Annotated in this window: 17 protein-coding genes; 15 read left to right on the forward strand and 2 right to left on the reverse strand. The window is 68.6% G+C overall.

Annotated elements, in window-relative coordinates:
• Window positions 1-117 precede the first annotated feature (117 nt).
• From L1081_RS14370 to L1081_RS14440, 15 genes are all read left to right on the forward strand, one after another.
• Entirely contained in the window at window positions 118-921 is an 804-nt protein-coding gene (locus L1081_RS14370) for an enoyl-CoA hydratase-related protein (RefSeq protein WP_489412804.1), read from the forward strand.
• Between the two features lie 3 nt (window positions 922-924).
• Complete coding sequence (paaI, locus tag L1081_RS14375; RefSeq protein WP_489412805.1) at window positions 925-1,368, forward strand: hydroxyphenylacetyl-CoA thioesterase PaaI; 444 nt, start codon at window positions 925-927, stop codon at window positions 1,366-1,368.
• 14 nt (window positions 1,369-1,382) lie between these two features.
• The gene (gene paaK, locus L1081_RS14380) at window positions 1,383-2,693 is read left to right on the forward strand and encodes a phenylacetate--CoA ligase PaaK (RefSeq protein ID WP_489412806.1); all 1,311 of its coding nucleotides are present in this window, start codon (window positions 1,383-1,385) and stop codon (window positions 2,691-2,693) included.
• 40 nt (window positions 2,694-2,733) lie between these two features.
• On the forward strand, window positions 2,734-3,747 hold the full coding sequence (gene paaA / locus L1081_RS14385; protein WP_489412807.1) for a 1,2-phenylacetyl-CoA epoxidase subunit PaaA: 1,014 nt from the start codon (window positions 2,734-2,736) through the stop codon (window positions 3,745-3,747).
• Window positions 3,744-4,040 (forward strand): 1,2-phenylacetyl-CoA epoxidase subunit PaaB, encoded by a 297-nt coding sequence (paaB, locus tag L1081_RS14390; protein ID WP_489412808.1) that lies wholly within the window; start codon window positions 3,744-3,746, stop codon window positions 4,038-4,040. The genes paaA and paaB overlap by 4 nt, the downstream gene beginning before the upstream one ends.
• A 10-nt stretch (window positions 4,041-4,050) precedes the next feature.
• Complete coding sequence (paaC, locus tag L1081_RS14395; RefSeq protein WP_489412809.1) at window positions 4,051-4,830, forward strand: 1,2-phenylacetyl-CoA epoxidase subunit PaaC; 780 nt, start codon at window positions 4,051-4,053, stop codon at window positions 4,828-4,830.
• Window positions 4,827-5,357, forward strand: a complete 531-nt coding sequence (paaD, locus tag L1081_RS14400; protein ID WP_489412810.1) for a 1,2-phenylacetyl-CoA epoxidase subunit PaaD — start codon at window positions 4,827-4,829, stop codon at window positions 5,355-5,357. The genes paaC and paaD overlap by 4 nt, the downstream gene beginning before the upstream one ends.
• Before the next feature lie 3 nt (window positions 5,358-5,360).
• Window positions 5,361-6,455: a 1,2-phenylacetyl-CoA epoxidase subunit PaaE gene (paaE, locus tag L1081_RS14405; RefSeq protein ID WP_489412811.1), complete on the forward strand. Its 1,095-nt coding sequence runs from the start codon at window positions 5,361-5,363 to the stop codon at window positions 6,453-6,455.
• Between the two features lie 37 nt (window positions 6,456-6,492).
• The gene (locus tag L1081_RS14410; RefSeq protein WP_489412812.1) at window positions 6,493-7,641 is read left to right on the forward strand and encodes an ABC transporter substrate-binding protein; all 1,149 of its coding nucleotides are present in this window, start codon (window positions 6,493-6,495) and stop codon (window positions 7,639-7,641) included.
• A gap of 138 nt (window positions 7,642-7,779) precedes the next feature.
• Entirely contained in the window at window positions 7,780-8,808 is a 1,029-nt protein-coding gene (locus L1081_RS14415) for an ABC transporter permease subunit (protein ID WP_489412813.1), read from the forward strand.
• Entirely contained in the window at window positions 8,805-10,691 is a 1,887-nt protein-coding gene (locus tag L1081_RS14420; RefSeq protein WP_489412814.1) for an ABC transporter permease subunit, read from the forward strand. Before L1081_RS14415 ends, L1081_RS14420 begins: the two co-directional genes overlap by 4 nt.
• Before the next feature lie 124 nt (window positions 10,692-10,815).
• Window positions 10,816-11,544, forward strand: coding sequence for an ATP-binding cassette domain-containing protein (locus L1081_RS14425; protein WP_489412815.1), 729 nt, complete (start codon window positions 10,816-10,818; stop codon window positions 11,542-11,544).
• Window positions 11,545-11,686: 142 nt separating this feature from the next.
• Complete coding sequence (gene paaZ, locus L1081_RS14430; protein ID WP_489412816.1) at window positions 11,687-13,741, forward strand: phenylacetic acid degradation bifunctional protein PaaZ; 2,055 nt, start codon at window positions 11,687-11,689, stop codon at window positions 13,739-13,741.
• Complete coding sequence (locus L1081_RS14435; protein WP_489412817.1) at window positions 13,741-14,499, forward strand: glucose 1-dehydrogenase; 759 nt, start codon at window positions 13,741-13,743, stop codon at window positions 14,497-14,499. The genes paaZ and L1081_RS14435 overlap by 1 nt, the downstream gene beginning before the upstream one ends.
• Before the next feature lie 30 nt (window positions 14,500-14,529).
• Entirely contained in the window at window positions 14,530-15,090 is a 561-nt protein-coding gene (locus L1081_RS14440; RefSeq protein ID WP_489412818.1) for a methyltransferase, read from the forward strand.
• A gap of 12 nt (window positions 15,091-15,102) precedes the next feature.
• Here L1081_RS14440 and L1081_RS14445 read toward each other — a convergent pair whose 3' ends face one another.
• Complete coding sequence (locus L1081_RS14445) at window positions 15,103-19,239, reverse strand: RHS repeat-associated core domain-containing protein (RefSeq protein ID WP_489412819.1); 4,137 nt, start codon at window positions 19,237-19,239, stop codon at window positions 15,103-15,105.
• Window positions 19,240-19,263: 24 nt separating this feature from the next.
• Complete coding sequence (gene tssI / locus L1081_RS14450; protein ID WP_489412820.1) at window positions 19,264-21,420, reverse strand: type VI secretion system tip protein TssI/VgrG; 2,157 nt, start codon at window positions 21,418-21,420, stop codon at window positions 19,264-19,266.
• Between the last annotated feature and the right edge of the window lie 221 nt (window positions 21,421-21,641).

Here is a 21,641-nt window from a genome sequence, read left to right on the forward strand (position 1 = left end):
TTTGTTGTTGCGGGCTCAGGGTTTGCCCTGAAGCCACCCGCTTGTGCTGGCATCGGGGTCGATCTTAAAATCTACCGGACGGTCGGTCAATAGTGTTTAAGGATCAGAGACAAGCCCATGCCAGAACCTTTAGTTCTCACCAGCAATGCCGGCGCCGTTCGCACGCTGAGCCTCAACCGGCCCACGGCGCTCAACAGCTTCACGACCGAAATGCATGGCGAATTGATGGCGGCGCTGGACCTTGCGGCCGCTGATCCGGAAGTGCGCTGCCTGGTGCTCACGGGTGCAGGCCGCGCCTTCTGCGCCGGACAGGACCTGGCCGATCCCTCGGTCGCGCCCGACCCCGCGCCTGGTGCCGTCCCCAAGGACCTGGGCCACGTCATCTCCGCTTATTACGCCCCGCTCGTCGCGCGCCTGCGCTCGATGCCGATGCCCGTGGTTGCCGCCGTCAATGGCGTGGCCGCCGGCGCGGGCGCCAACATCGCGCTGTGCTGCGACCTGGTCGTGGCCGGCCGTTCGGCCAGCTTCATCCAGGCCTTCACCAAGATCGGCCTCGTGCCCGACACCGGCGGCACCTGGCTGCTGCCGCGGCTCGTGGGCTCGGCGCGGGCGCTGGGCATGGCGATGCTGGGCGACAAGCTGCCGGCCGAGGAGGCCGCGCGCATCGGGCTGATCTGGCAGTGCGTGGACGACGCGGCACTGCCCGAAACGGCCGCCGCACTCGCCTCGAAGCTGGCCGGCATGCCCACCCGCGCCCTTGTCGCCACGCGCCAGGCCATGGCCGCGGCGCAGGACATGGACCTGGAAACGGCGCTGGCCGAAGAAGCACGCATCCAGCGCGAGATGGGCAATGCGAACGATTACCGCGAAGGCGTCGAGGCCTTCCGCGCCAAGCGCGCACCGCAATTCAAGGACCGCTAGGCCATGACAGACAAGACCCGCACCCCCCAGCAAACCGCCGAGTACGTCCGCGACGGCATGTTCGAGAACGACAACGCCAGCAAGGGCCTGGGCATGCGCATCGTCGAGGTCGGCCCCGGCCAGGCCACGCTCGAGATGCGCGTGCGCACCGACATGCTCAACGGCCACGCCATCTGCCACGGCGGCTTCATGGCCACGCTGGCCGACTCCACCTTTGCCTTCGCCTGCAACTCGTACAACGAGCTGACCGTGGCCTCGGGCTTCTCGATCGACTTCATCGCGCCGGCCCGCGAAGGCGACGTGCTCACCGCGCGCTGCTTCGAAGTGTCGAAGGCCGGCCGCACCGGCGTGTACGACACCGAGATCATCAACCAGCGCGGCGAGCGCGTCGCCATGTTCCGCGGCCGTTCCTACACCGCCAAGGGCCGCCCCGCCGTTGCCGCCTGAGGAGACACAAGCCCATGACAGCCAGACACCCCGCACCCGGCGAGCTCGAGCCCATCGAAACCGCAAGCCGCGACGAGATCACCGCGCTGCAGATTCAGCGCCTGCGCGCCACGCTGCAGCGCGCCTACGACAACGTGCCGCATTACCGCCAGGCCTTCGATGCCAAGGGCGTGCACCCTGATGATCTGAAGTCGCTCGCCGACCTGTCGAAGTTTCCGTTCACCGTGAAGACCGACCTGCGCGACAACTACCCCTTCGGCATGTTCGCCGTGCCGCGTGCGCAGGTGGCGCGCATCCATGCCTCGTCGGGGACCACCGGCAAGCCGACCGTGGTGGGCTACACGCTGAAGGACATCGACACCTGGGCCGACCTCGTCGCGCGCTCGATCCGCGCGGCGGGCGGCCGCGCCGGCGACATGGTGCACGTGTCGTACGGCTACGGCCTGTTCACCGGCGGCCTGGGCGCGCACTACGGCGCCGAGCGCGCGGGCTGCACCGTCATTCCGATGTCGGGCGGCCAGACCGAGAAGCAGGTGCAACTCATCCAGGACTTCAAGCCCGACATCATCATGGTCACGCCCAGCTACATGCAGGTGATCATCGAGCAGTTCGAGCGCCTGGGCCTCGATGCAAAGGACAGCTCGCTCAGGATCGGCATCTTCGGCGCCGAGCCGTGGACCGAGGCCATGCGCCGCGACATCGAAGCCAAGGCCGGCCTCGATGCGGTCGACATCTACGGCCTGTCCGAAGTGATGGGCCCCGGCGTGGCCAGCGAATGCGTCGAGAGCAAGGACGGCCCCGTCATCTGGGAAGACCACTTCTACCCCGAGATCATCGACCCCGACACCGGCGAGCTCAAGGCCGACGGCGAGGAAGGCGAACTGGTCTTCACCTCGCTCAGCAAGGAAGCCATGCCGATCGTGCGCTACCGCACGCGCGACCTCACGCGCCTGTTGCCGCCCACCTCGCGTTCGTTCCGCCGCATGGGCAAGATCGTCGGGCGCAGCGACGACATGATGATCATCCGCGGCGTCAACGTCTTTCCCACGCAGGTGGAAGAGATCGTGCTCGCGCACAGCGCGCTCACCGGCCTGTACCAGGTGCGCGTGAGCCGCGAAGGCCTGCTCGACCAGGTCGAGGTGCACTGCGAACTCACACCGCACGAGGCCGCCGCGGCCGACCGCAACGCCATCTCCGACTGGGTGCAGCAACGCGTGAAGACGCTCGTCGGCATCTCCACCCGCGTGGTCGTGCACAGCCCCGACGAAATGGAACGCACGCAGACCGGCAAGGCCCGCCGCGTGATCGACACGCGCCCGCGCTGAGCGCCCGCGCGCCCACACACCGCACAGAAAGGACACGCACATGTACACCCAGGCAATGGACACCATGGGCAAGGACGCAGGCGACGGCAAGCAGAAGAAAGCCGTGCGTTCCGCCGAGGAAATGCGGCTCGAGGAGCGCTTCGACGCGCACATCGACGCCGGCGACTTCATCGAGGCGAAGGACTGGATGCCCGAGCACTACCGCAAGACGCTGGTGCGCCAGATCAGCCAGCATGCGCATTCCGAAATCGTCGGCATGCTGCCCGAAGGCAACTGGATCGGCCGCGCGCCCACGCTCAAGCGCAAGGCCATCCTGCTGGCCAAGGTGCAGGACGAAGGCGGCCACGGGCTGTACCTGTACGCGGCCGCCGAAACGCTGGGCACCTCGCGCGACCAGATGTTCGATGCGCTGCACAGCGGTAAGGCCAAGTACAGCTCGATCTTCAACTACCCCACGCTCACCTGGGCCGACATGGGCACCATCGGCTGGCTGGTCGATGGCGCGGCCATCATGAACCAGGTGCCGATCTGCCGCTGCTCGTATGCGCCCTATGCGCGCGCCATGATTCGCATCTGCCGCGAGGAGAGCTTTCACCAGCGCCAGGGCTACGAAGCGCTGCTGACGATGATGACGCACGGTACCGAAGCGCAGAAGGCGATGGTGCAGGACGCGGTCAACCGCTGGTGGTGGCCCTCGGTCATGATGTTCGGCCCGCCCGACGACCAGTCGCCCAACTCGGCGCAGTCGATGCGCTGGGGCATCAAGCGCTTCAGCAACGACGAGCTGCGCCAGAAGTTCATCGATGCCGCCGTCGAGCAGGCGCGCATCCTCGGTGTGACCCTGCCCGACCCCGACCTGAAGTGGAACGAAGAGCGCCAGGCGCACGACTTCGGCGCGATCGACTGGAGCGAGTTCTGGCGCGTGATCGGCGGCGACGGCCCCTGCAACCGCGAACGGCTGCAAGCTCGCGTCGATGCCTGGGAAGAAGGCGCCTGGGTGCGCGAGGCCGCCATGGCGCACGCCAACAAGCAACCGATGAAGGAGGCTGCATGAGCACCGATACGAAACAGGAATGGCCGCTCTGGGAAGTGTTCGTGCGCAGCAAGGCCGGGCTCGATCACAAGCATTGCGGCAGCCTGCACGCGGCCGACCCGAAGATGGCGATCCAGATGGCGCGCGATGTGTACACGCGCCGCCAGGAGGGCAGCAGCATCTGGGTGGTGCGCTCGGACCAGATCGTGGCGAGCGACCCCGGGGACAAGGACATGTTCTTCGACCCGGCGGAGGACAAGGTGTACCGGCATCCCACCTTCTACAAATTGCCCAAGTCCGTGGACCACATGTGAGCTGCACGCCATGCAAGCATCGATCGAACTGAACCGCACGCCTGCCGTGCAATACCTGCTGCGCATAGGGGATACGTGCCTGGTGCTCGCGCAGCGCCTTGGCGAATGGTGCGGCCATGCGCCCGTGCTCGAGGAAGACATCGCGATGGCCAACATCGCGCTCGACCTCGTCGGCCAGGCCCGCGCGCTGCTCACGCACGCCGGCAAGCTCGAAGGCGCCGGTTATGAGCACGACGAAGACCAGCTCGCCTACCTGCGCGACGAGCGCGACTACTTCAACCTCACGCTGGTCGAGCTGCCGCGCGGCGACTTCGCGTTTGCCGTGGTGCGCAACACCATGGTCGCCACGCTGCTCAAGCTGCTGTGGCAACGCCTCGCAGCATCGAGCGATGCCGAAGTGGCCGCCATCGCCGGCAAGGCCGTGAAGGAAGCGCGCTACCACCAGCAGCATTCGGGCGACTGGGTCGTGCGGCTCGGCGACGGCACCGATGAATCGCGCCGCCGCACGGAAAAGGCGCTGAAGCAGCTCTGGCTCTACATGCCCGAGCTGTTCGAGAGCGATGCGGTCGATGCGCAAGCCAGTGCGAGCGGCCTCGGCCCTGCATGGAGCGAACTGCGCGAGCCATGGCTTGCCGAGATGCAGCAGGTGCTCGACGCCGCCGGGCTCGCCATGCCGCAGGAGACTGCCTTCCGCAGCACCGGCAAGCAGGGCGTGCACAGCGAGCACATGGGCTACATCCTGGCCGAGATGCAGCACCTGCAGCGCAGCTATCCCGGAGGCGTGTGGTGAACACCGCCATTGCATCGCGCGTCGACGCGGCCTGGGCCGTGCTGCACACGGTCCTCGACCCCGAAGTGCCGGCCGTGTCGGTCTGCGACCTGGGCATCGTGCGCGAGGTGATCGACCATGACGACGGGCTGGAGATCGTGCTCACGCCGACCTACTCGGGCTGCCCTGCGACCGAAGCCATCGAGCACGACGTGCTGGCTGCCATCGAAAAGGCAGGCCTCGGCCGCGCACGCGCCACCCTGCGGCGCGCGCCCGCCTGGAGCAGCGACTGGATCAGCGAGGAAGGCCGCGCCAGGCTCAATGCCTATGGCATCGCGCCGCCGGCCCACCTCACGCCAGAAGCTGCGGCCGGCACCGCCGTGCCCATCCGCCTCTTCGGCCGCATCGCCGGCGGCGAACGCATTGCCTGCCCGCGCTGCGCGAGCGAGCGCACCGAACGCCTCTCCGCCTTCGGCTCCACCGCATGCAAGGCGCTCTACCGCTGCCTTGCCTGCCGCGAACCCTTCGAACACTTCAAGCCGATCTGAGCGATGAGCACCCTCTTCCATCCCCTGCGCGTGAAGGCCGTCGAGCCCGACACTTCGGAGGCTGTCATCGTCTCGTTCGAGGTGCCGCCCGAGTTGCAGCAGGTCTTCGGCTTCACGCAGGGCCAGTACCTCACGCTGCGCCGCGACATCGACGGGCAGGACCTGCGCCGCTCGTATTCGATCTGCGCCGGCCTGGACGACGGCGAACTACGCGTGGGCGTGCGCAAGGTACGCGACGGCGTGTTCTCCAACTGGATCAACGCACACCTGCAGCCCGGCGACACGGTGCAGGTGATGGCGCCGCAGGGCCGCTTCTTCGTGCCGATCGAGCCGGGCTCCGCACGGCATCACGTCGGCATTGCGGGCGGCAGCGGCATCACGCCCATTCTCTCGATCATGAAGACCGTGCTGGCGCGCGAGCCGCTGAGCCGCTTCACGCTGATCTACGGCAACCGGCAGCTGCAGTCCACGATGTTCAAAGAAGAGATCGAGGACCTGAAGAACCGCTACATGACGCGGCTCGCGCTGCAGCTGGTGTTCTCCGACGAGCAGACGGATTCGCCGCTCGGCCGCGGCGTGATGAACCGCGAGAAGATCGGCGAGTTCCTGAATGCGCTGGTGCCGGCCGCCAGCATCGACCACGCCTACATCTGCGGCCCGTTCCAGATGAACGACGAGGCCGAGGCCGCGCTGCTCGCCGCCGGCGTGCCCGAGGAGCGCATCCATATCGAACGCTTCGGCGTCGCGCTGCCTTCGGCCGCGTCGGCAGGCCAGGTGGGTGCGGTGGTGCACGAAGCGCTGCCCGGCGATGCCAAGCAGGCGCGCATCACCATCGTGCGCGACGGGCTGCAGCGCGAGATCACTTTCACCGAAGGGCAGCCGAGCATCCTCGATGCAGCGTCGGCCGCCGGACTCGAAGTGCCGTTCTCGTGCACCTCCGGCGTGTGCGGCACCTGCCGCGCCAAGCTGGTGGAGGGGGAAGTCCGCATGGAAAGAAACTTTGCGCTCGACAAGAATGAAGTAGCCGCGGGATTCGTGCTGACCTGCCAGGCCCACCCTCTCACAGAACGTGTCACCTTGTCCTTCGACGAGCGATGACACCACAACGATTTTTCAACCCGGAGACAAGTCCAAAATGAAATTCTTCTTCAAGCCCCTGCTGATCGCCGCGCTGTGCGCCACCGCCGCCGCGGCCTGGGCCGACGTCAATGTCGGCGTGACGCTGTCGGCCACCGGCCCGGCCGCCTCGCTCGGCATTCCCGAGAAGAACACCATTGCGCTGATGCCCAAGACCATCGGCGGCCAGAAGATCAATTACATCGTGCTGGACGACGCTTCCGACACCACGGCGGCCGTGGCCAACACGCGCAAGCTCATCGCCGAGAACAAAGTCGACATCGTGCTGGGCTCGACGACCACGCCCAACTCGCTCGCGATGATCGACGTGGTGAGCGAAGCCAAGACGCCGATGATCTCCATTGCCGCGTCGGCCCGCATCGTCGAGCCCATGGACGCCAAGAAGCAGTGGGTCTTCAAGACGCCGCAGAACGACATCATGATGTCGCTCGCGATTGCCGAGCACATGGCCGCGAGCGGGGTGAAGACGGTGGCCTTCATCGGCTTCTCCGATGCCTACGGCGAAGGCTGGTCGCAGGAATTCGCCAAGGCGGCGGAACTGAAGAAGCTCAAGATCGTGGCCAACGAGCGCTATGCGCGCACCGACACCTCGGTGACCGGGCAGGCCCTGAAGATCATGGCCGCCAAGGCCGACGCGGTGCTGGTCGCGGGCTCGGGCACGCCGGCCGCACTGCCGCAGAAGACGCTCAAGGAGCGCGGCTACACCGGCAAGATGTACCAGACGCACGGCGTGGCCAATGCCGACTTCCTGCGCGTCGGCGGCAAGGACGTGGAAGGCACCTTGCTGCCCGCCGGCCCGGTGCTGGTGGCCGAGCAGCTGCCCGCGAGCCATCCGGTGAAGAAGTCGGCCTTGGCCTATGTCACGGCCTATGAGGCCGCGAACGGCAAGAACTCGGTGTCGACCTTCGGCGCGCACGCCTGGGATGCGGGCCTCCTGATGACCTCGGCCGTGCCGGTGGCGCTCAAGAAGGCGCAGCCCGGCACGCCCGAATTCCGCGCCGCGCTGCGCGATGCGCTCGAGCAAGTCAAGGAAGTGTCGGGCGCGCACGGCGTGTTCAACATGACCGCCAACGACCACCTGGGCCTGGACCAGCGCGCACGCGTGATGGTCAAGATCGAGAACGGCGCCTGGAAATACCAGCCCTGAAACTCGGCTCGCCCCCAGGCTTCGCGCACTTCGTGTCGCTTCTCTCCCCCTACCGGGGGCAATACCAGAGGCCCGGCAAAGCCGGTTCCTCGGTGTTCCTGACCTGACTCACGGGCGCTGCCCGAAGGCTGTAGTTATATGGATCTGCAGATCGCCCTGTTGCTGGGGCAGGACGGCATCGTGAACGGCGCCGTCTACGGATTGATGGCGCTCGCACTGGTGCTGGTGTTCTCCGTCACGCGCGTCATCTTCATTCCCCAGGGCGAGTTCGTCGCCTTCGGGGCGCTCTCGATGGCGGTGCTGCAGGCCGGCCGCGTGCCGGCCACGCTGTGGCTGCTGCTCGCGCTGGCGGCGATGGTGCTGGTGGTCGAGTTCTGGCGCTGGAAGCGCGGCGCGGTGGTCGACTGGGCCTCCGCGCTCGCATGGTGCGTGGTGCTGCCGCTGGCCGCCGCCGCGCTGGTGTTGCTGCTCAAGCCAGACTCGATGGCGGGCCAGACGCTCACCACGCTGCTGCTCATCATGCCGCTCGGGCCGCTGCTCTATCGCCTCGCCTACCGGCCATTGGCCAGCGCCAACGTACTGATGCTCTTGATCGTCTCGGTCGCGCTGCATGGCGTGCTGGTGGGGCTGGGCCTGCTCTTCTTTGGTGCCGAGGGCTACCGGACCACCGCGTTCTCCGAGGAGCGCTTCGACATCGGCGGCATTCCGGTCAGCGGGCAGTCGCTGGTGGTGGTCGGCGTCACGCTGCTGCTGGTGCTTGCAATGTTCCTGTTCTTCGGCCGCTCGATGATCGGCAAGGCGCTGCGCGCCACGGCCATCAACCGCGTGGGCGCGCGGCTGTCGGGCATTCCGACGGAGTTGTCGGGCGACCTGAGCTTTGCGCTCGCGGCGCTCATCGGCGCGGTCTCCGGCCTGCTCATTGCGCCGCTCACCACGGTGTACTACGACACCGGCTTCCTGATCGGGCTGAAGGGCTTCGTCGCAGCCATCGTGGGCGGGCTGGCGAGCTATCCGCTGGCGCTGGCGGGCGCGCTGCTGGTCGGGCAGCTCGAGGCCTTTGCCTCGTTCTGGGCCAGCCCCTTCAAGGAGGTGCTCGTCTTCACGCTGATCATTCCGGTGCTGTGGTGGCGTTCGCTGCACAGCCACCATGTGGAGGACGAGGAATGAACAACACCCCGTCCAGCAAAACCGCAACAGCCACCGCCGCACCGGCCGGCGGCGCGCTCGTCACGCCCCGGCAGCTGACGCTCGCCTGCGTGGCGGCGCTGGCCCTCGCCTGGGGCTTCCTGCCGGAGTTCACGGTCTCGGTCCTCAGCAACATCGGGCTCTATGCCCTGGTCGCGGCCGGCCTGGTGATGCTCACCGGCGTGGGCGGCATGACCTCCTTCGGCCAGGCCGCATTCGTCGGCATGGGTGCCTACGCCACCGCGTGGATCTGCACCTCGCCCACGGCCGCCGCATGGATGGGCGGCGCCGTGAGCCCTGCGCTGCTGCCGTGGGCCGGGCTGGTGCTCGGCCTCGTCTTCACCTTTGCGCTCGCCTGGGCGCTGGGCGCGGTCACGCTCAAGCTGCAGGGCCACTACCTGCCGCTGTGCACCATCGCCTGGGGCCTGAGCCTGTACTACCTGCTCGGCAACATGGATTTTCTTGGCGGGCAGACGGGCATCACCGGCGTGCCGCCGCTGGTGATTGCCGGCTACTCGCTGGCCACGCCGCGCGCGCTGGGCGTGGTGATCTGGGCCGTGCTCCTGCTCGCGCTGTGGGCCATGCACAACCTGCTCGATTCGCGCGAAGGCCGGGCCATCCGCGCGCTCAAGGGCGGCCGGCTGATGGCCGAGTCGATGGGCGTGGACACGGCGCGCCACCGTGTGAAGCTGTTCGTGCTGGCTGCGCTGCTGGCGGCCGTCTCGGGCTGGCTCTATGCGCATCTGCAGCGCTTCGTGAACCCGACGCCCTTCAACCTGAACATCGGCATCGAACTGCTGTTCATGGCGGTGGTGGGCGGCGCGGGCCACCTGTGGGGCGCGGTGCTGGGCGCCGCGCTCATCACGCTGCTGAAGGAAAAGCTGCAGGATCTGCTGCCCTCGCTGCTGGGCAGCAGCGGAAACTTCGAAGTGATCGTGTTCGGCCTGCTCATGCTCTTCGTGCTGCAGCGCTTTGCGGACGGCCTGTGGCCCACGCTCGCGCGCATTGCCAGCCGCTGGGTACGCCCGCATGCCGTTGCCGCCACCGACAGCGCGCGGCCCGCCGCGCCGCCCGTGCAGCTCGCACACCGCGACCTGCCCGCCAGGGGCGAGGTGCTGCTGCAGGCCACCAAGGTCAGCAAGCGCTTCGGCGGCCTGGTGGCCAACAACGACATCTCGATGACGCTGAAGGCCGGCGAGATCCACGCACTGATCGGACCGAACGGCGCGGGCAAGAGCACCTTCTTCAACATGGTCTCGGGCGTGGACGACCCGAGCTCCGGCGAAGTGCGGCTTGCGGGCCAGCCGATGACGGCAAAGCCATCGCGCGTGTTCGCCGCGCTCGGCCTGGGCCGCACCTTCCAGCACGTGCGTCTGCTCGGGCAGCGCAGCGTGGTCGAGAACGTGGCGCTGGGTGCGCATCTGCGTGCCAGGCGGGGCTGGATCGCCGCGATGCTGCGGCTGGACCGCGCCGAGGAAGCCGCGCTGATGGCCGAGGCGCGCCGCCAGATCGAACGCTGCGGCCTCGGCGCGCATGCCGACACGCCGGCCGCATCGCTCTCGCTGGGCCAGCAGCGCGTGGTCGAGATCGCGCGCGCGCTGGCCGGACAGCCTTCGGTGCTGCTGCTCGACGAACCCGCCGCGGGCCTGCGCCACCTGGAGAAGCGCGCGCTTTCCGTGCTGCTGAGCCAGCTGCGCGCCGAAGGCCTTGGCATCCTCGTGGTGGAGCACGACATGGAATTCGTGATGAACCTGGCCGACCGCATCACGGTGCTCGAATTCGGCACCGTCATCGCCACCGGAACGCCGGCCGAAGTGCAGGCCAATCCGCGCGTGCTCGAAGCCTACCTGGGCGGCGAAGCATGAGCTCGCCCCCGGTCTGCGCACACTTCGTGTCGCTTCGCCAACCTCCTACCGGGGGCGGGCCGGCCGCTTCGGGCGGCCGTGCGCGGCGGCCCCTTGAAACAGAACGTTGTCCGGAGATAGGCAAATGAGCAACCTGCTCCAACTCGAAGAATTCAGCGTTGCCTACGGGAGTGTCGAAGCGGTGCACAGCGTGCGGCTGCATGTGAACGAAGGCGAGATCGTCACTGTCATCGGCCCCAACGGCGCCGGCAAGACCACGCTGCTGTGCGCGGCGATGGGACTCCTGCCCTCCACCGGCGGCCTCGCGCTGCATGGCGAGCGCATCGCGCGCCCGAGCGTCGAGACCATGGTGGCGCGCGGCGTGGCGCTGGTGCCCGAGCGGCGCGAGCTGTTCGGCGATATGTCGGTCGAGGACAACCTGCTGCTCGGCGGCTTCTACCAGTGGCGCAAGGGCAAGCGCGACCAGCGTGCGTGCATGGAAGAGGTGTTCGAAATCTTTCCGCGGCTGCGCGAACGCAAGCCGCAGCTGGCTTCGACGCTCTCGGGCGGCGAACGCCAGATGCTGGCCATCGGCCGCGCGCTGATGGCGCGCCCGCGGCTGCTGATGCTCGACGAACCTTCGCTGGGTCTGGCGCCGCTGGTGGTGCGCGAAGTGCTGCGCGTGGTCTCGCAATTGCGAAGCCATGGCGTCTCGGTGCTGCTGGTGGAGCAGAACGCGCGCGCCGCATTGCAGGTGGCAGACCGTGCCTATGTGCTGGAGATGGGCGCCGTGGCGCTCGAAGGCAAGGCGCGCGACCTGCTGCATGACCAACGGATCATCGATACCTACCTCGGCATCGGCAAGAAGGAATGACCCGCTTTTCTCCCTCCCCTTCCGGGGGAGGGCGGGGGTGGGGGCACGCGACCTCCAGCTCCACACGGCTTGAATTCGGGGACAGCCCCCATCCCAGCCTTCCCCCAGCGGGGGAAGGAGCAACACGGAAAGGACATCGACCATGACCACCCTCCTCCAAAGCTACATTGCCGGCCGCTGGATCGGCCAGCAGAGCGCGCAGCAGCTGCGCAGCGCCGTCAACGGCACGCCCGTGGCCGCTACCCACGCCGAGGCCATCGACTTTGCCGAGGCGCTGGCCTATGCGCGCCGCGTCGGCCTGCCCGCGCTGATGGCGCTCGACTTCCAGCAGCGCTCCGAGCGGCTGAAGGCGCTGGCCAAGTACCTCGCAACCCACAAGGAAACGCTCTACGCGATCTCGGCCCACACGGGCGCGACGCGCACCGACAGCTGGATCGACATCGAAGGCGGTGCCGGTACGCTGAGCGCCTATGCGGGCATCGGCAGCAACGAGCTGCCCTCGGGCAACCTGGTGCACGAAGGCCCGGCCTTTGCGCTCGGCAAGAAGGGCGGCTTCGCGGGCACGCACATCCTGGTGCCGCGCGGCGGCGTGGCGGTGCACATCAACGCCTTCAATTTTCCGGTGTGGGGCCTGCTCGAGAAATTCGCGCCCAGTTTCCTCGCGGGCATGCCCTGCATCGGCAAGCCGGCCACGGCCACCAGCTATCTCACCGAAGCGCTGGTGCGGCTCATCGTGCAGTCGGGCATCCTGCCCGAAGGCAGCCTGCAGCTCGTGATCGGCGGCACAGGCGACCTGCTCGACCGGCTCGAAGGGGCCGACGTGGTCACCTTCACCGGCTCGGCCGACACCGCCGCCAGGCTGCGCGTGCATCCGAACCTGGTGCGCCAGTCGATCCCGTTCAATGCCGAGGCCGACTCGCTCAATTGCGCGATCCTCGCACCCGACGTGACGCCGGACGACGAGGAGTTCGACCTCTTCGTGAAGGAGGTGGCGCGCGAGATGACCATCAAGGCCGGCCAGAAATGCACGGCCATCCGCCGCGCGATCGTGCCGCGCCAGCACCTCGATGCCGTGGCCGAGCGGCTGCGCGCGCGGCTGGCCAAGACCGTTGTCGGCGATCCGTCGCGCGAAGAGGTGCGCATGGGCGCCCTCGCCTCGCGCGCGCAGCAGGCCGACGTGGCCGAGCGCGTGGCGACGCTGCTGCAGGGCGCCGAGCTGGTCTACGGCGAGCGCGACGGCTTCTCGCCCGTGGGCGACGGCGCGGCCGATGGCGCCTTCTTCGCACCCACGCTGCTCTTGAGCCGTAAGCCCCTCGAGCACGACGCCGCACACGATGTCGAAGCCTTCGGCCCCGTCAGCACGCTGATGCCTTATGACGGCATCGACGAAGCCCTGGCGCTGGCCGCGCGCGGGCGCGGCAGCCTGGTCGGCACGCTGGTCACGCGCGACCCGGCCATCGCGGCCAGGGCCATTCCGGTGGCCGCCGCATGGCACGGCCGCCTGCTGGTGCTCGACCGCGAGGCAGCCGCCGAATCGACCGGCCACGGCTCGCCGCTGCCGCAGCTCAAGCATGGCGGCCCGGGCCGCGCGGGCGGCGGCGAAGAACTCGGCGGCCTGCGCGCGGTGAAGCACTACCTGCAGCGCGCCGCAGTGCAGGGCTCGCCCACCATGCTGGCCGCGATCACAGGCGAACACGTGCGCGGCGCGGCCGTGCGCGAGAGCGAGGTGCACCCGTTCCGCCGCCACTTCGAGGACCTGCGCATCGGCGACTCGCTGCTCACGCACCGCCGCACGGTTGGCGAGGCCGACATCGTGGCCTTCGGCGGCATCTCGGGCGACTATTTCTACATGCACTTCGACGAGGTCGCGGCCAGGGAGTCGCCGTTCGGCAAGCGCATCGCGCACGGCTACTTCGTGCTGTCGGCGGCGGCCGGCCTGTTCGTGTCGCCCGCGCCGGGCCCGGTGCTTGCCAACTACGGCCTCGATACGCTGCGCTTCGTCAAGCCCGTGGGCATCGGTGACACCATCCGTGCGCGCCTGACCTGCAAGCGCAAGATCGACCGCAACAGGAAGGACGCGAGCGGCCAGGGACAGGGCGTGGTGGCCTGGGACGTGGAGGTGACCAACCAGGACGGCGAACTCGTCGCGAGCTACGATATCCTGACCCTCGTCTCCAAGAAACCAGAAACCACCTGATGTTCGATCTCACGGGAAAAGCAGCGCTCGTCACCGGCGGCAACGGCGGCATCGGACTGGGCATGGCCCAAGGGCTGGCCAAGGCCGGCGCCCGCGTGGTCATTGCCGCGCGCAACGCGCAGAAGTCGGCCGCCGCGGTCGAGGCGCTCAGGGCCCTGGGCAGCGACAGCTTCGCGCTCGAAGTCGACGTGGCCGACGAAGCCTCGGTGCAGAAGGCGGTCGACGAAGCGGCCGCGCGCTGCGGCCGGCTCGACATCCTCGTCAACAACGCCGGCACCACCGTGCGCAAGCCCGTCGACCAGCTCGCGCTGGACGAATGGCACCTGGTGCTGGACACCAACCTGACCAGCGCCTTTCTCTGCAGCCGCGCCGCGCATCCGCACCTGAAGGCGGCGGGTGGCGGCAAGATCATCAACATCGGCTCGATGATGTCGATCTTCGGCGCGCCCTATGCGCCTGCCTATGCCGCGAGCAAGGCCGGCATCGTGCAGCTCACCAAGTCGACCGCGCTTTCATGGGCGGCCGACAACATCCAGGTCAACGCAATTTTGCCGGGCTGGTTCGAGACCGAGCTGACCGACGGCGCCCGCAGCCAGATCCCGGGCCTCTATGACCGCGTGGTGGCCCGCGCCGCTGCCGGGCGCTGGGGCCAGCCGGCCGACATCGCCGGCACCGCGGTGTTCCTTTCGAGCCCCGCCTCCGACTACGTGACCGGCACCGCGATCCCGGTCGACGGCGGATTCTCCATTTCTGGCTGAAGCCGGGCGGCCCGTGTAAATTCGGCCGCCATGCTTCTCTGGTTCCAGATCTTTCTCTTCATTGCCGGCACGGCCGCGCTGCTGTACGTTTCGCGCGGCCCGCTGCGCCAGCCCGGCTCGCATGGCTTCTACCGCTTCTTCGCGTGGGAATGCATGCTGGTGCTGATCATCGTGAACCTGCCGGTGTGGCACGTCGACCCGCTGTCGTTCACCCAGCTGCTCTCCTGCGTGTTCCTCGCGCTGTCGATCTGGCTGCCGATCCATGCGGTGAAGCTGCTCAAGGCCCACGGCAAGCCGACCGAGGCGCGCAGCGACGATCCGGCGCTCTACGGTTTCGAAAAGACGTCCTCCATCGTTTCCACCGGCGCCTTCCGCTACATCCGCCACCCGATGTACACGGCGCTCATGCTGCTGGCCTGGGGCGCCTTCCTGAAGCAGTTCACCTGGCTCACGCTGGCGCTGGTGCTGGCGGCCACGGTGCTGCTGTTCCTGACGGCGCTGCGCGACGAGAAGGAATGCATCGCGCACTTCGGCGATGCCTACCGCGACTACATGCAGCGCACCAAGCGCTTCGTGCCCTTCGTGCTGTAGCACGCTGGGCGCTCACACGCACTTCTTCGGTTCCTGCTGCTGCTCCACGCGGATGGGCCGCGGCGGCGGCGCCGGAAAGTTGATCCGGCCGCCGGTCGGCAAGCCGAAGATAAGGAAGATGCCGATCAGGCAGGTCGCGGCGATGCTCTTGGCGTCGGCCACCTGCACGCAGTCGGGGCAGTTCTGCGTGCCGTCCTGTGCGGGCGCGTCGCCGAGCCCCGGCAGGGGCGCGCCCGCATCGGCATAGAGCCCCATCGGATCGACGACCTGCAGCGGGTTCTGCTGCGCGTAGGCGAAGGGAGCGATGCCGCCCGCCAGCCCGATCGGGTCCTGGTTGACGTAGCTGCCCAGGTTCGCGTCGTAGTAGCGGTGGCGGTTGTAGCAAAGCCCGGTCTCCGCGTCGTGGTGCTGGCCCGGCAGGCGAATGGGCTGGCTGATGCCGTGCGGGTTGTATTCCTGCAGCAGCCGGCCCCAGGGATCGCAATGGGCCATCCACACGAGCCGGCCCTGCTCGTCGGTCAGCGCCTGCGGCGTTCCGAGGTGGTCGCAGTGATAGTGGCGCACGGTGACAGGCCGCGCCTCGTCCGAGAGCGGCACCGCGTCGAGCGCCTTCGCCGCCGCAGGCAGTCCCTCGCACTGCAGCTTGCGGGCCTGCGCGTCCATGCGCTCGCGCATGTCCCGCGGCAGGGCATCGAAGGCCTCGTGCAGCGCCTGCTGCATGCGCGGATCGCGAGCCTGCGCCGCAAGGGCCGCGAGCCCGGCAGGCGCGGCGGCGCCGCCGGTGCTCAGTTGCACCATCGGCGTGAAGCTGCCGGGCTCGTACACCGTATGGGCCACCTGCCGCTCGCGCGCCGGACTCCAGTGCTCCACATGCACCAGGCGGTCGCCGTCCCAGCCGTAGAAGGTGCGGCTTTCGCGCATCGCCTGGCCGCGGCCACGCGGCTGCTCCTTCACCGTCTTGCAGAGCCGCCGACCGTGGACGTCGTAGATGTAGCTGCTGACGACGGCCGCATCCGGACCGTTCGACTGCGCCTCCACCAGCCGATTGGCGCCGTCGTAGCGCAGCAGCAGGCGCCGGCCGTCGCGCTCGATGGATTCGATGCGGTTGCCGCGGCTGTCGTAGCCGAACACCGCGTCGTCGCCGTGGCCGATGCGGTTGTCGTGCCAGCGCACGATGTCCGCCAGCGAGCGGGCCGAAGGCGGTGTCAAGTCCCCGCGGCCGAGCAGGTCGAAGTCCTGGTCGCGCCATCGGTTGCGGACTTCGGCCGCCCAGCCGTCGTCGCTTCGGGCCAGCGCAGATTGCAGTTGCGCGTCGTCCAGCGAGGGCAGGCGGTTGCCCGCGGGGTCGAAGCGCCAGCGCTGTTCGGCAGGGCCGGCACTCGCTCCCACCAACCGGCCCGCCGCGTCGTAGCGGAACTGCCTGTGGCCGCCGGGCGAGCGGATCGCCGTCAGTTGGCCCATGCCGTCGTAGGCGTAGTCGCGCTGCGCAAGCTGCCCGACCAGCGGCGCCGGAACGCCCTCGCCGGCCGCCTCCCAGTGCTGCAGCCCGGCCAGGCCGAGGCTCTGCGTGCGTCCCAGCACATCCCACTGGCGATGCGCTTCCAGCGTCCCGCCGCCCGAAGGCGGCAGCAGCCGGCGGCGGATCTCGCGGTGCAGGCCGTCGCGCTCGACGTCCAGGATGCCGCGGCCGTTGTGCAGCAGCCCGTGCACATGGCCCGATCCGTACATCAGGTAGTCGAGGCGGCCCAGGTCCTGCAGCAGGCTGGTCTCGCGGTTGCCGAGCGGATCGAGCGTGTGCGAGATGGTGTGCTCGAATGCGAGAACGCTCTCGGCCGCCTCGCCCGCGACCGCACTCTCGGGCGCGTAGATGCGCTGCGTCTCGGCCACCAAGTGGCCCGCGAGGTCACGCTCGATCAGCGCCTCGGCCTGCAGCCGTTCCGGCAGGTCCCCGCCCAGCAGGTAGCTGCGCGTGGCGGTCAATTGGCCGGCGGCGTTCCACTGCAGACGCTCGAGGCGCGCGGGACTGTGCGCGGTGGCGGGCACATGGATCTCGATGAGCCGGCCCAGCGCGTCCCACACGTAGCGCGTGCACAGCTCGTCGCGGCCCCTGCCGTCCGAGGCCTCGACGAGCCGGCCGGCCGCGTTGTAGCGGAAGGCCTGCCGGCGGCCGTCGAAGCCCTCCTCTTCCACAGCCCGGTCCATCGCGTCCCATGCGAAGCGGCTCGCGGCCCCGTTCTCGTTGGTCAGCCGCACCAGCCGGCCGGCCTCGTCGTAGGTGAAGCGCACTTCCAGGCCGCGGTGCCAGCGCCGCGTGACGTGGCCCCAGAGGTCGTACGCAAAGCCGATGTCCTGGTCCGCTCCTTCGTCGCGGAACGAGATGCGCACGACACGACCCGCGGCGTCGCGGCGGTAGCGCGTGGTGTGGCCGTCGGGGTGGTGCACCGCGTTGAGATTGCCGGCTGCGTCGTATTCGTAGCGCGTGCTCTGCCCGAGCGCATCGGTCTGCCGGATAAGGAGGCCGCGCGCGTTGAACTGCGCCTCGCTGCTGCGGCCCGAGCAGTCGGTGCGGCGCACCAGCTGGCCCGCGGCGTTCCATGCGAGCTGCGTGGTGCCACCCTTCGCGTCGACGAGCTGCGTGGGGTGCTCGCAGTTCAGCGGAGCCGCTTCGGGCGAGGGGTACTCGCGGCGCTCGACGTGTCCGTCAGGGCGCGTGATGTGCGTCAGCCGGCCCCACTCGTCGTACGCCATGCGGGTCGCGCGGCCCGCCGCATCGACGGCCTGCACCAGGAGTCCGGTCGCCTCGTCATAGTCGAGCCGCGACTGCCCGCCGTCGGGCGCCTGGCTGCCAAGCGGACGGCCCTGTCCGTCGTAGCGCAGCCGCGTGACGGCGCCGAGCGGATCTGTCGCCTCGACGAGGCGCCCCGCCGCATCGTAGGCGTAGCCCAGCCGGCTGCCATCGGCGCGCACGTGCTCCACCAGCCGTGACAGGCCGCCCTCGCCCTCGAAGCGGTAGAGCTCGACGCGCCGCAGGCTGTCCGTGACGCGCGTCTGCCGGCCGGTGGACGTGCCTTCGTAATCGAAGCGGTAGCTCAGCCCTTCCTCGTTGAAGTGCTCCACCACCTTCGCGCCCGGCCCGAGGTGCTCGTAGCGGTAGCCGTGGCGCGGTCCCCCGAGGTGGCGATGTCCCACCATCAGGTGCCGCTTCCAGGCAAACTCGCGCACCAGCCGGCCCGCGCGGTCGTACACGGTCAACAGGTCGCCGTCGGGCGAATAGCCATAGCGCACCAGCGCGACGGGCTCGGCGGCATCGGGTGCCAGGGGGTCCGCAGACAGCTCGATGCCGGTCAGCCGCCAGCCGCTGTCGGCCCGCCAGAGTCCCTCGGCCGCCGTCGGCGAGCGCACCTGACGGTAGCTCAGGCGGTAGTGGCGGCCCACGCCGTCGACGATGCCGGCCACGCGCCCGAAGTCGTCGCGCTGGAAGCTCTGGCGCCGGCCGAAGCGGTCCTGCATGTGACGCAACAGATAGGGGCCTCGCGCGGGGCCCGTATCGGCGTCCGCGCCGCCCGCGTGCGGCCCCTCCGCGCATTCCAGCTCCCAGAAGGTCTGCGCCTGGCCGTTGGTGACCACGATGCGGCGTGGATCGGCGCCGAGTTCGGGGGGAATGCGCCGGAAGCGCGGCTCGCGCGTCCAGGCCGCCTCGGCGCCGGGGCCGCCGCGCAGCAGCCATAGGTCCTCGCTCGGACTGTAGACCGATCCGCCTTCCGGCAGGGCGTCGAAGGAGATCACGCGGCCCATCGCGGTGATCACCAGGCAGGCGTCATCGCCGGCCTCGATGCGCATCGTGCCGGGCAGGCTCCAGCCGTAGCCCAGCGGACTGCAGGGAGCGCCGTGCTCGGCGTTCACGTAGCTGCTGTACTGGCGCTGCCATGTCAGCGCCAGCGCGCCGGGCAACGCGAAGTCGAGTTCAGGTGCGCCCATAAGCAGCTTCGCGCCGAGCGCCGGGCTCACCGGATGGCCCACGGCCACGCCCCCCGGGCATTGCGAGCAGGCAACACCGCCCTGGCTGCCGATCATGACCGTGCCCGATCCGCTGACGATCTTGCTGCCGGAGACGCTGTCGGAAATCCGCGCCGCTGGTTTGCCGCTCATTGGTTCATCCTCCCGGTCCAGGGGCTAGCAGTTGAGCTTGTCGAGCGGCGAAAGGATATCGATCCGCTGCGCCGTGATGCGGACAGTGCTGGCGCCGCAGCTCAGCGTGATCTCGTCGTCGGCCGAGATCGCGACCTTCTTGCCGTGCATCCGGAGCGTGTCGCCCACAGCGAGCGTGTCGTTGCGTCCCACCACCGTGTCGCGCACGTCGCCCACGCGCACCGTCTGCGTCTGGCCCACGTTCAGGGTCTGATCGATGCCGACGTTGGTCATCATGGTCATGCCGATGTTCTCCATGTAGGTCACGCCGATCGACATGATCTTGAAGATGCCCACGTTCTGCGTGTAGCCCATGCCCACGGTCTGCATCTTGAAGCGGCCAATGGAGATGGTTTCGTTGAGGTCCACCCGCTCGATGCGGTTCTGGTGGATGGTGATGGTCTCGTCGAGGTCGACTTCCTCGGTGCGCCAGCCGTGGACGTCGATCTTCTCGTTGCGGTCGACGACCTCCGTGCGGTCGCGGTGGATGGTGTTGAACTCGTCCCGGTCGATGGTCTTGCGTCGATCGTTGCCCACCCACTTGTCCTCGTCGTGCTCGACCTCGGTGAGCTGATCCTTCTGCGCGTGCAGCCAGAGCTGCTCCTCGCCGGCCTTGTCCTCGAAGCGCAGCGCGTTCGCGGTGCCGGGCGAGTCGCTCATGCCGTCGCCCGCCGTGCCGCCCTGCGACGAGCGCGTGAGGATGCCCGACTGCGTCTTGTTGGCCGGCAGCTCCCACGGCGGCATCTGTGCCGCGTTGTAGACGCGGCCTGTGACGATCGGATGATCGGGGTCGCCGTTGAGGAAGTCGACGATCACCTCCTGGCCGATGCGCGGCACGTGCATGGTGCCGTACTGGCTACCGGCCCAGGTCTGCGACACGCGGATCCAGCAGGAGGAGTTCTCATCCATCCGGCCGTACCGGTCCCAGTGGAACTGCACCTTGATACGGCCGTACTCGTCGGTGTAGATCTCCTCGCCCGCGGGCCCCACCACCACCGCGGTCTGCGGGCCGGTGGTGCGCGGCTTGGGCGTGGTGCGCGCGGCGCGGTAGTCGGTGCTGTCGGGCAGCACCTCGAAGGTCTGTTGCCAGCTAGTGCTGCCGGTGGCCTCGGCGTAGGCCGCGCCGGCCGCGCCGTCCGGGCGCAACGCGTTCTCCTGGAAATCGACGGTCACGGCCTCGATCAGGTAGCGCCGGTTGTCTTCCTCGCGCGGATGGCGCGAGAGATCGAACAGGTAGCCCGGCGCGAGGTGCCGCAGGTTGCCACGGCCCTCGATCAGGTCGCGCCGCGCGGCCTGCTGCTCGATGCGCACGCGCGCATAGTTCTCGCCGTCGGCCATCTCGTCGTAGCCGCCCGGCCAGTCGTACACCTCGTAGCTGTCGCGGCTGTGGCCCGCGGGCTGCTGGCGCAGGGTGTCGATCTCGGCCTGCGGCTTCCTGAAGTCGTAGTCGTCGGCGGCGAAGTGGCCCGAGACGATGTCCTCGCCATGGTGCCAGGTGTCGATGAAGTCCTGCACGAGGATCTGCGCCGCCAGCACGCCCGCGTGATACGGGATGCCCATGGGCCCCGCGGGCAGCGGCGAATGCGACGCCGGCCCATCGCACAGCACCAGCCGGTGGCTGCCCTTCGCATGCGCGAAGTGGTAGTAGATGCCCTCCTGTTCCATGAGCCGGCTCGCGAAATTGAAGTCGGTCTCGCCGTACTGCACGCAGTAGTCCCAGCGCCGGTAGCTGCCATTGAGCTTGCTGTCGATGCCGAAGCCGTAGGGCGCGAGCACCTCCTGCAGGATGTCGGGCACCGTCTTGAACTGGAATATCTTGAAGTCCGAGCGGCGCGTGGCGTACCAGAGCCACGGGCGCAGCACCGCTTCGTAGACGTGCATGTCGCCGTCGTCCTTGCCCACGTAAGAGAAGCGCGTGACCTGCCCGCTGAGGAGGCGCTTGTCCGAACCACCCGTTTCGGTGGCAAGGTCCACTTCGATGCTCAAGTCGGAGCCCAGCATGCTCTTGGCCGGCACGTCGGGCTTGTCGCCGATCAGGCGCACCGCGAACTCGAAGAGGTTCGAGATGCGTTCACGGCCCGTGACGGATCGAAACTTCAGACGAGGGCCCACCGCGGTGTGGGCGAGGAAACTTCGGGGCATTCGTGGTTCTCCCATGCCTGCACGGATTGCCCCGATGCGTGCCCGGCCGGCCTTCGCGCGACCGGCGGGCATCGCGAGGGGTGCGGGCCAGCCAACCGCAGTAGAGCGAAAAACTTCCGCGATTGCAAGGACGACCGCGCGCATGCATACAAAGCACGTACAAATCGAAGCGCCGCACGCCGCGGATTAATTCTTTCATCGGCATCGATTCGGTTCGGGTT

The sequence above is a fragment of the Variovorax sp. MSC1_012 genome, from assembly GCF_023667525.1.
GTDB classification, from domain to species: domain Bacteria; phylum Pseudomonadota; class Gammaproteobacteria; order Burkholderiales; family Burkholderiaceae_C; genus Variovorax; species Variovorax beijingensis_B.

Coding starts and splice junctions, on each gene's coding strand:
- L1081_RS14370 (WP_489412804.1), top strand. CDS start 118: ATGCCAGAACCTTTAGTTCTCACCAGCAATGCCGGCGCCGTTCGCACG.
- paaI (WP_489412805.1), top strand. CDS start 925: ATGACAGACAAGACCCGCACCCCCCAGCAAACCGCCGAGTACGTCCGC.
- paaK (WP_489412806.1), top strand. CDS start 1,383: ATGACAGCCAGACACCCCGCACCCGGCGAGCTCGAGCCCATCGAAACC.
- paaA (WP_489412807.1), top strand. CDS start 2,734: ATGTACACCCAGGCAATGGACACCATGGGCAAGGACGCAGGCGACGGC.
- paaB (WP_489412808.1), top strand. CDS start 3,744: ATGAGCACCGATACGAAACAGGAATGGCCGCTCTGGGAAGTGTTCGTG.
- paaC (WP_489412809.1), top strand. CDS start 4,051: ATGCAAGCATCGATCGAACTGAACCGCACGCCTGCCGTGCAATACCTG.
- paaE (WP_489412811.1), top strand. CDS start 5,361: ATGAGCACCCTCTTCCATCCCCTGCGCGTGAAGGCCGTCGAGCCCGAC.
- L1081_RS14410 (WP_489412812.1), top strand. CDS start 6,493: ATGAAATTCTTCTTCAAGCCCCTGCTGATCGCCGCGCTGTGCGCCACC.
- L1081_RS14415 (WP_489412813.1), top strand. CDS start 7,780: ATGGATCTGCAGATCGCCCTGTTGCTGGGGCAGGACGGCATCGTGAAC.
- L1081_RS14420 (WP_489412814.1), top strand. CDS start 8,805: ATGAACAACACCCCGTCCAGCAAAACCGCAACAGCCACCGCCGCACCG.
- L1081_RS14425 (WP_489412815.1), top strand. CDS start 10,816: ATGAGCAACCTGCTCCAACTCGAAGAATTCAGCGTTGCCTACGGGAGT.
- paaZ (WP_489412816.1), top strand. CDS start 11,687: ATGACCACCCTCCTCCAAAGCTACATTGCCGGCCGCTGGATCGGCCAG.
- L1081_RS14435 (WP_489412817.1), top strand. CDS start 13,741: ATGTTCGATCTCACGGGAAAAGCAGCGCTCGTCACCGGCGGCAACGGC.
- L1081_RS14440 (WP_489412818.1), top strand. CDS start 14,530: ATGCTTCTCTGGTTCCAGATCTTTCTCTTCATTGCCGGCACGGCCGCG.
- L1081_RS14445 (WP_489412819.1), bottom strand. CDS start 19,239: ATGAGCGGCAAACCAGCGGCGCGGATTTCCGACAGCGTCTCCGGCAGC.
- tssI (WP_489412820.1), bottom strand. CDS start 21,420: ATGCCCCGAAGTTTCCTCGCCCACACCGCGGTGGGCCCTCGTCTGAAG.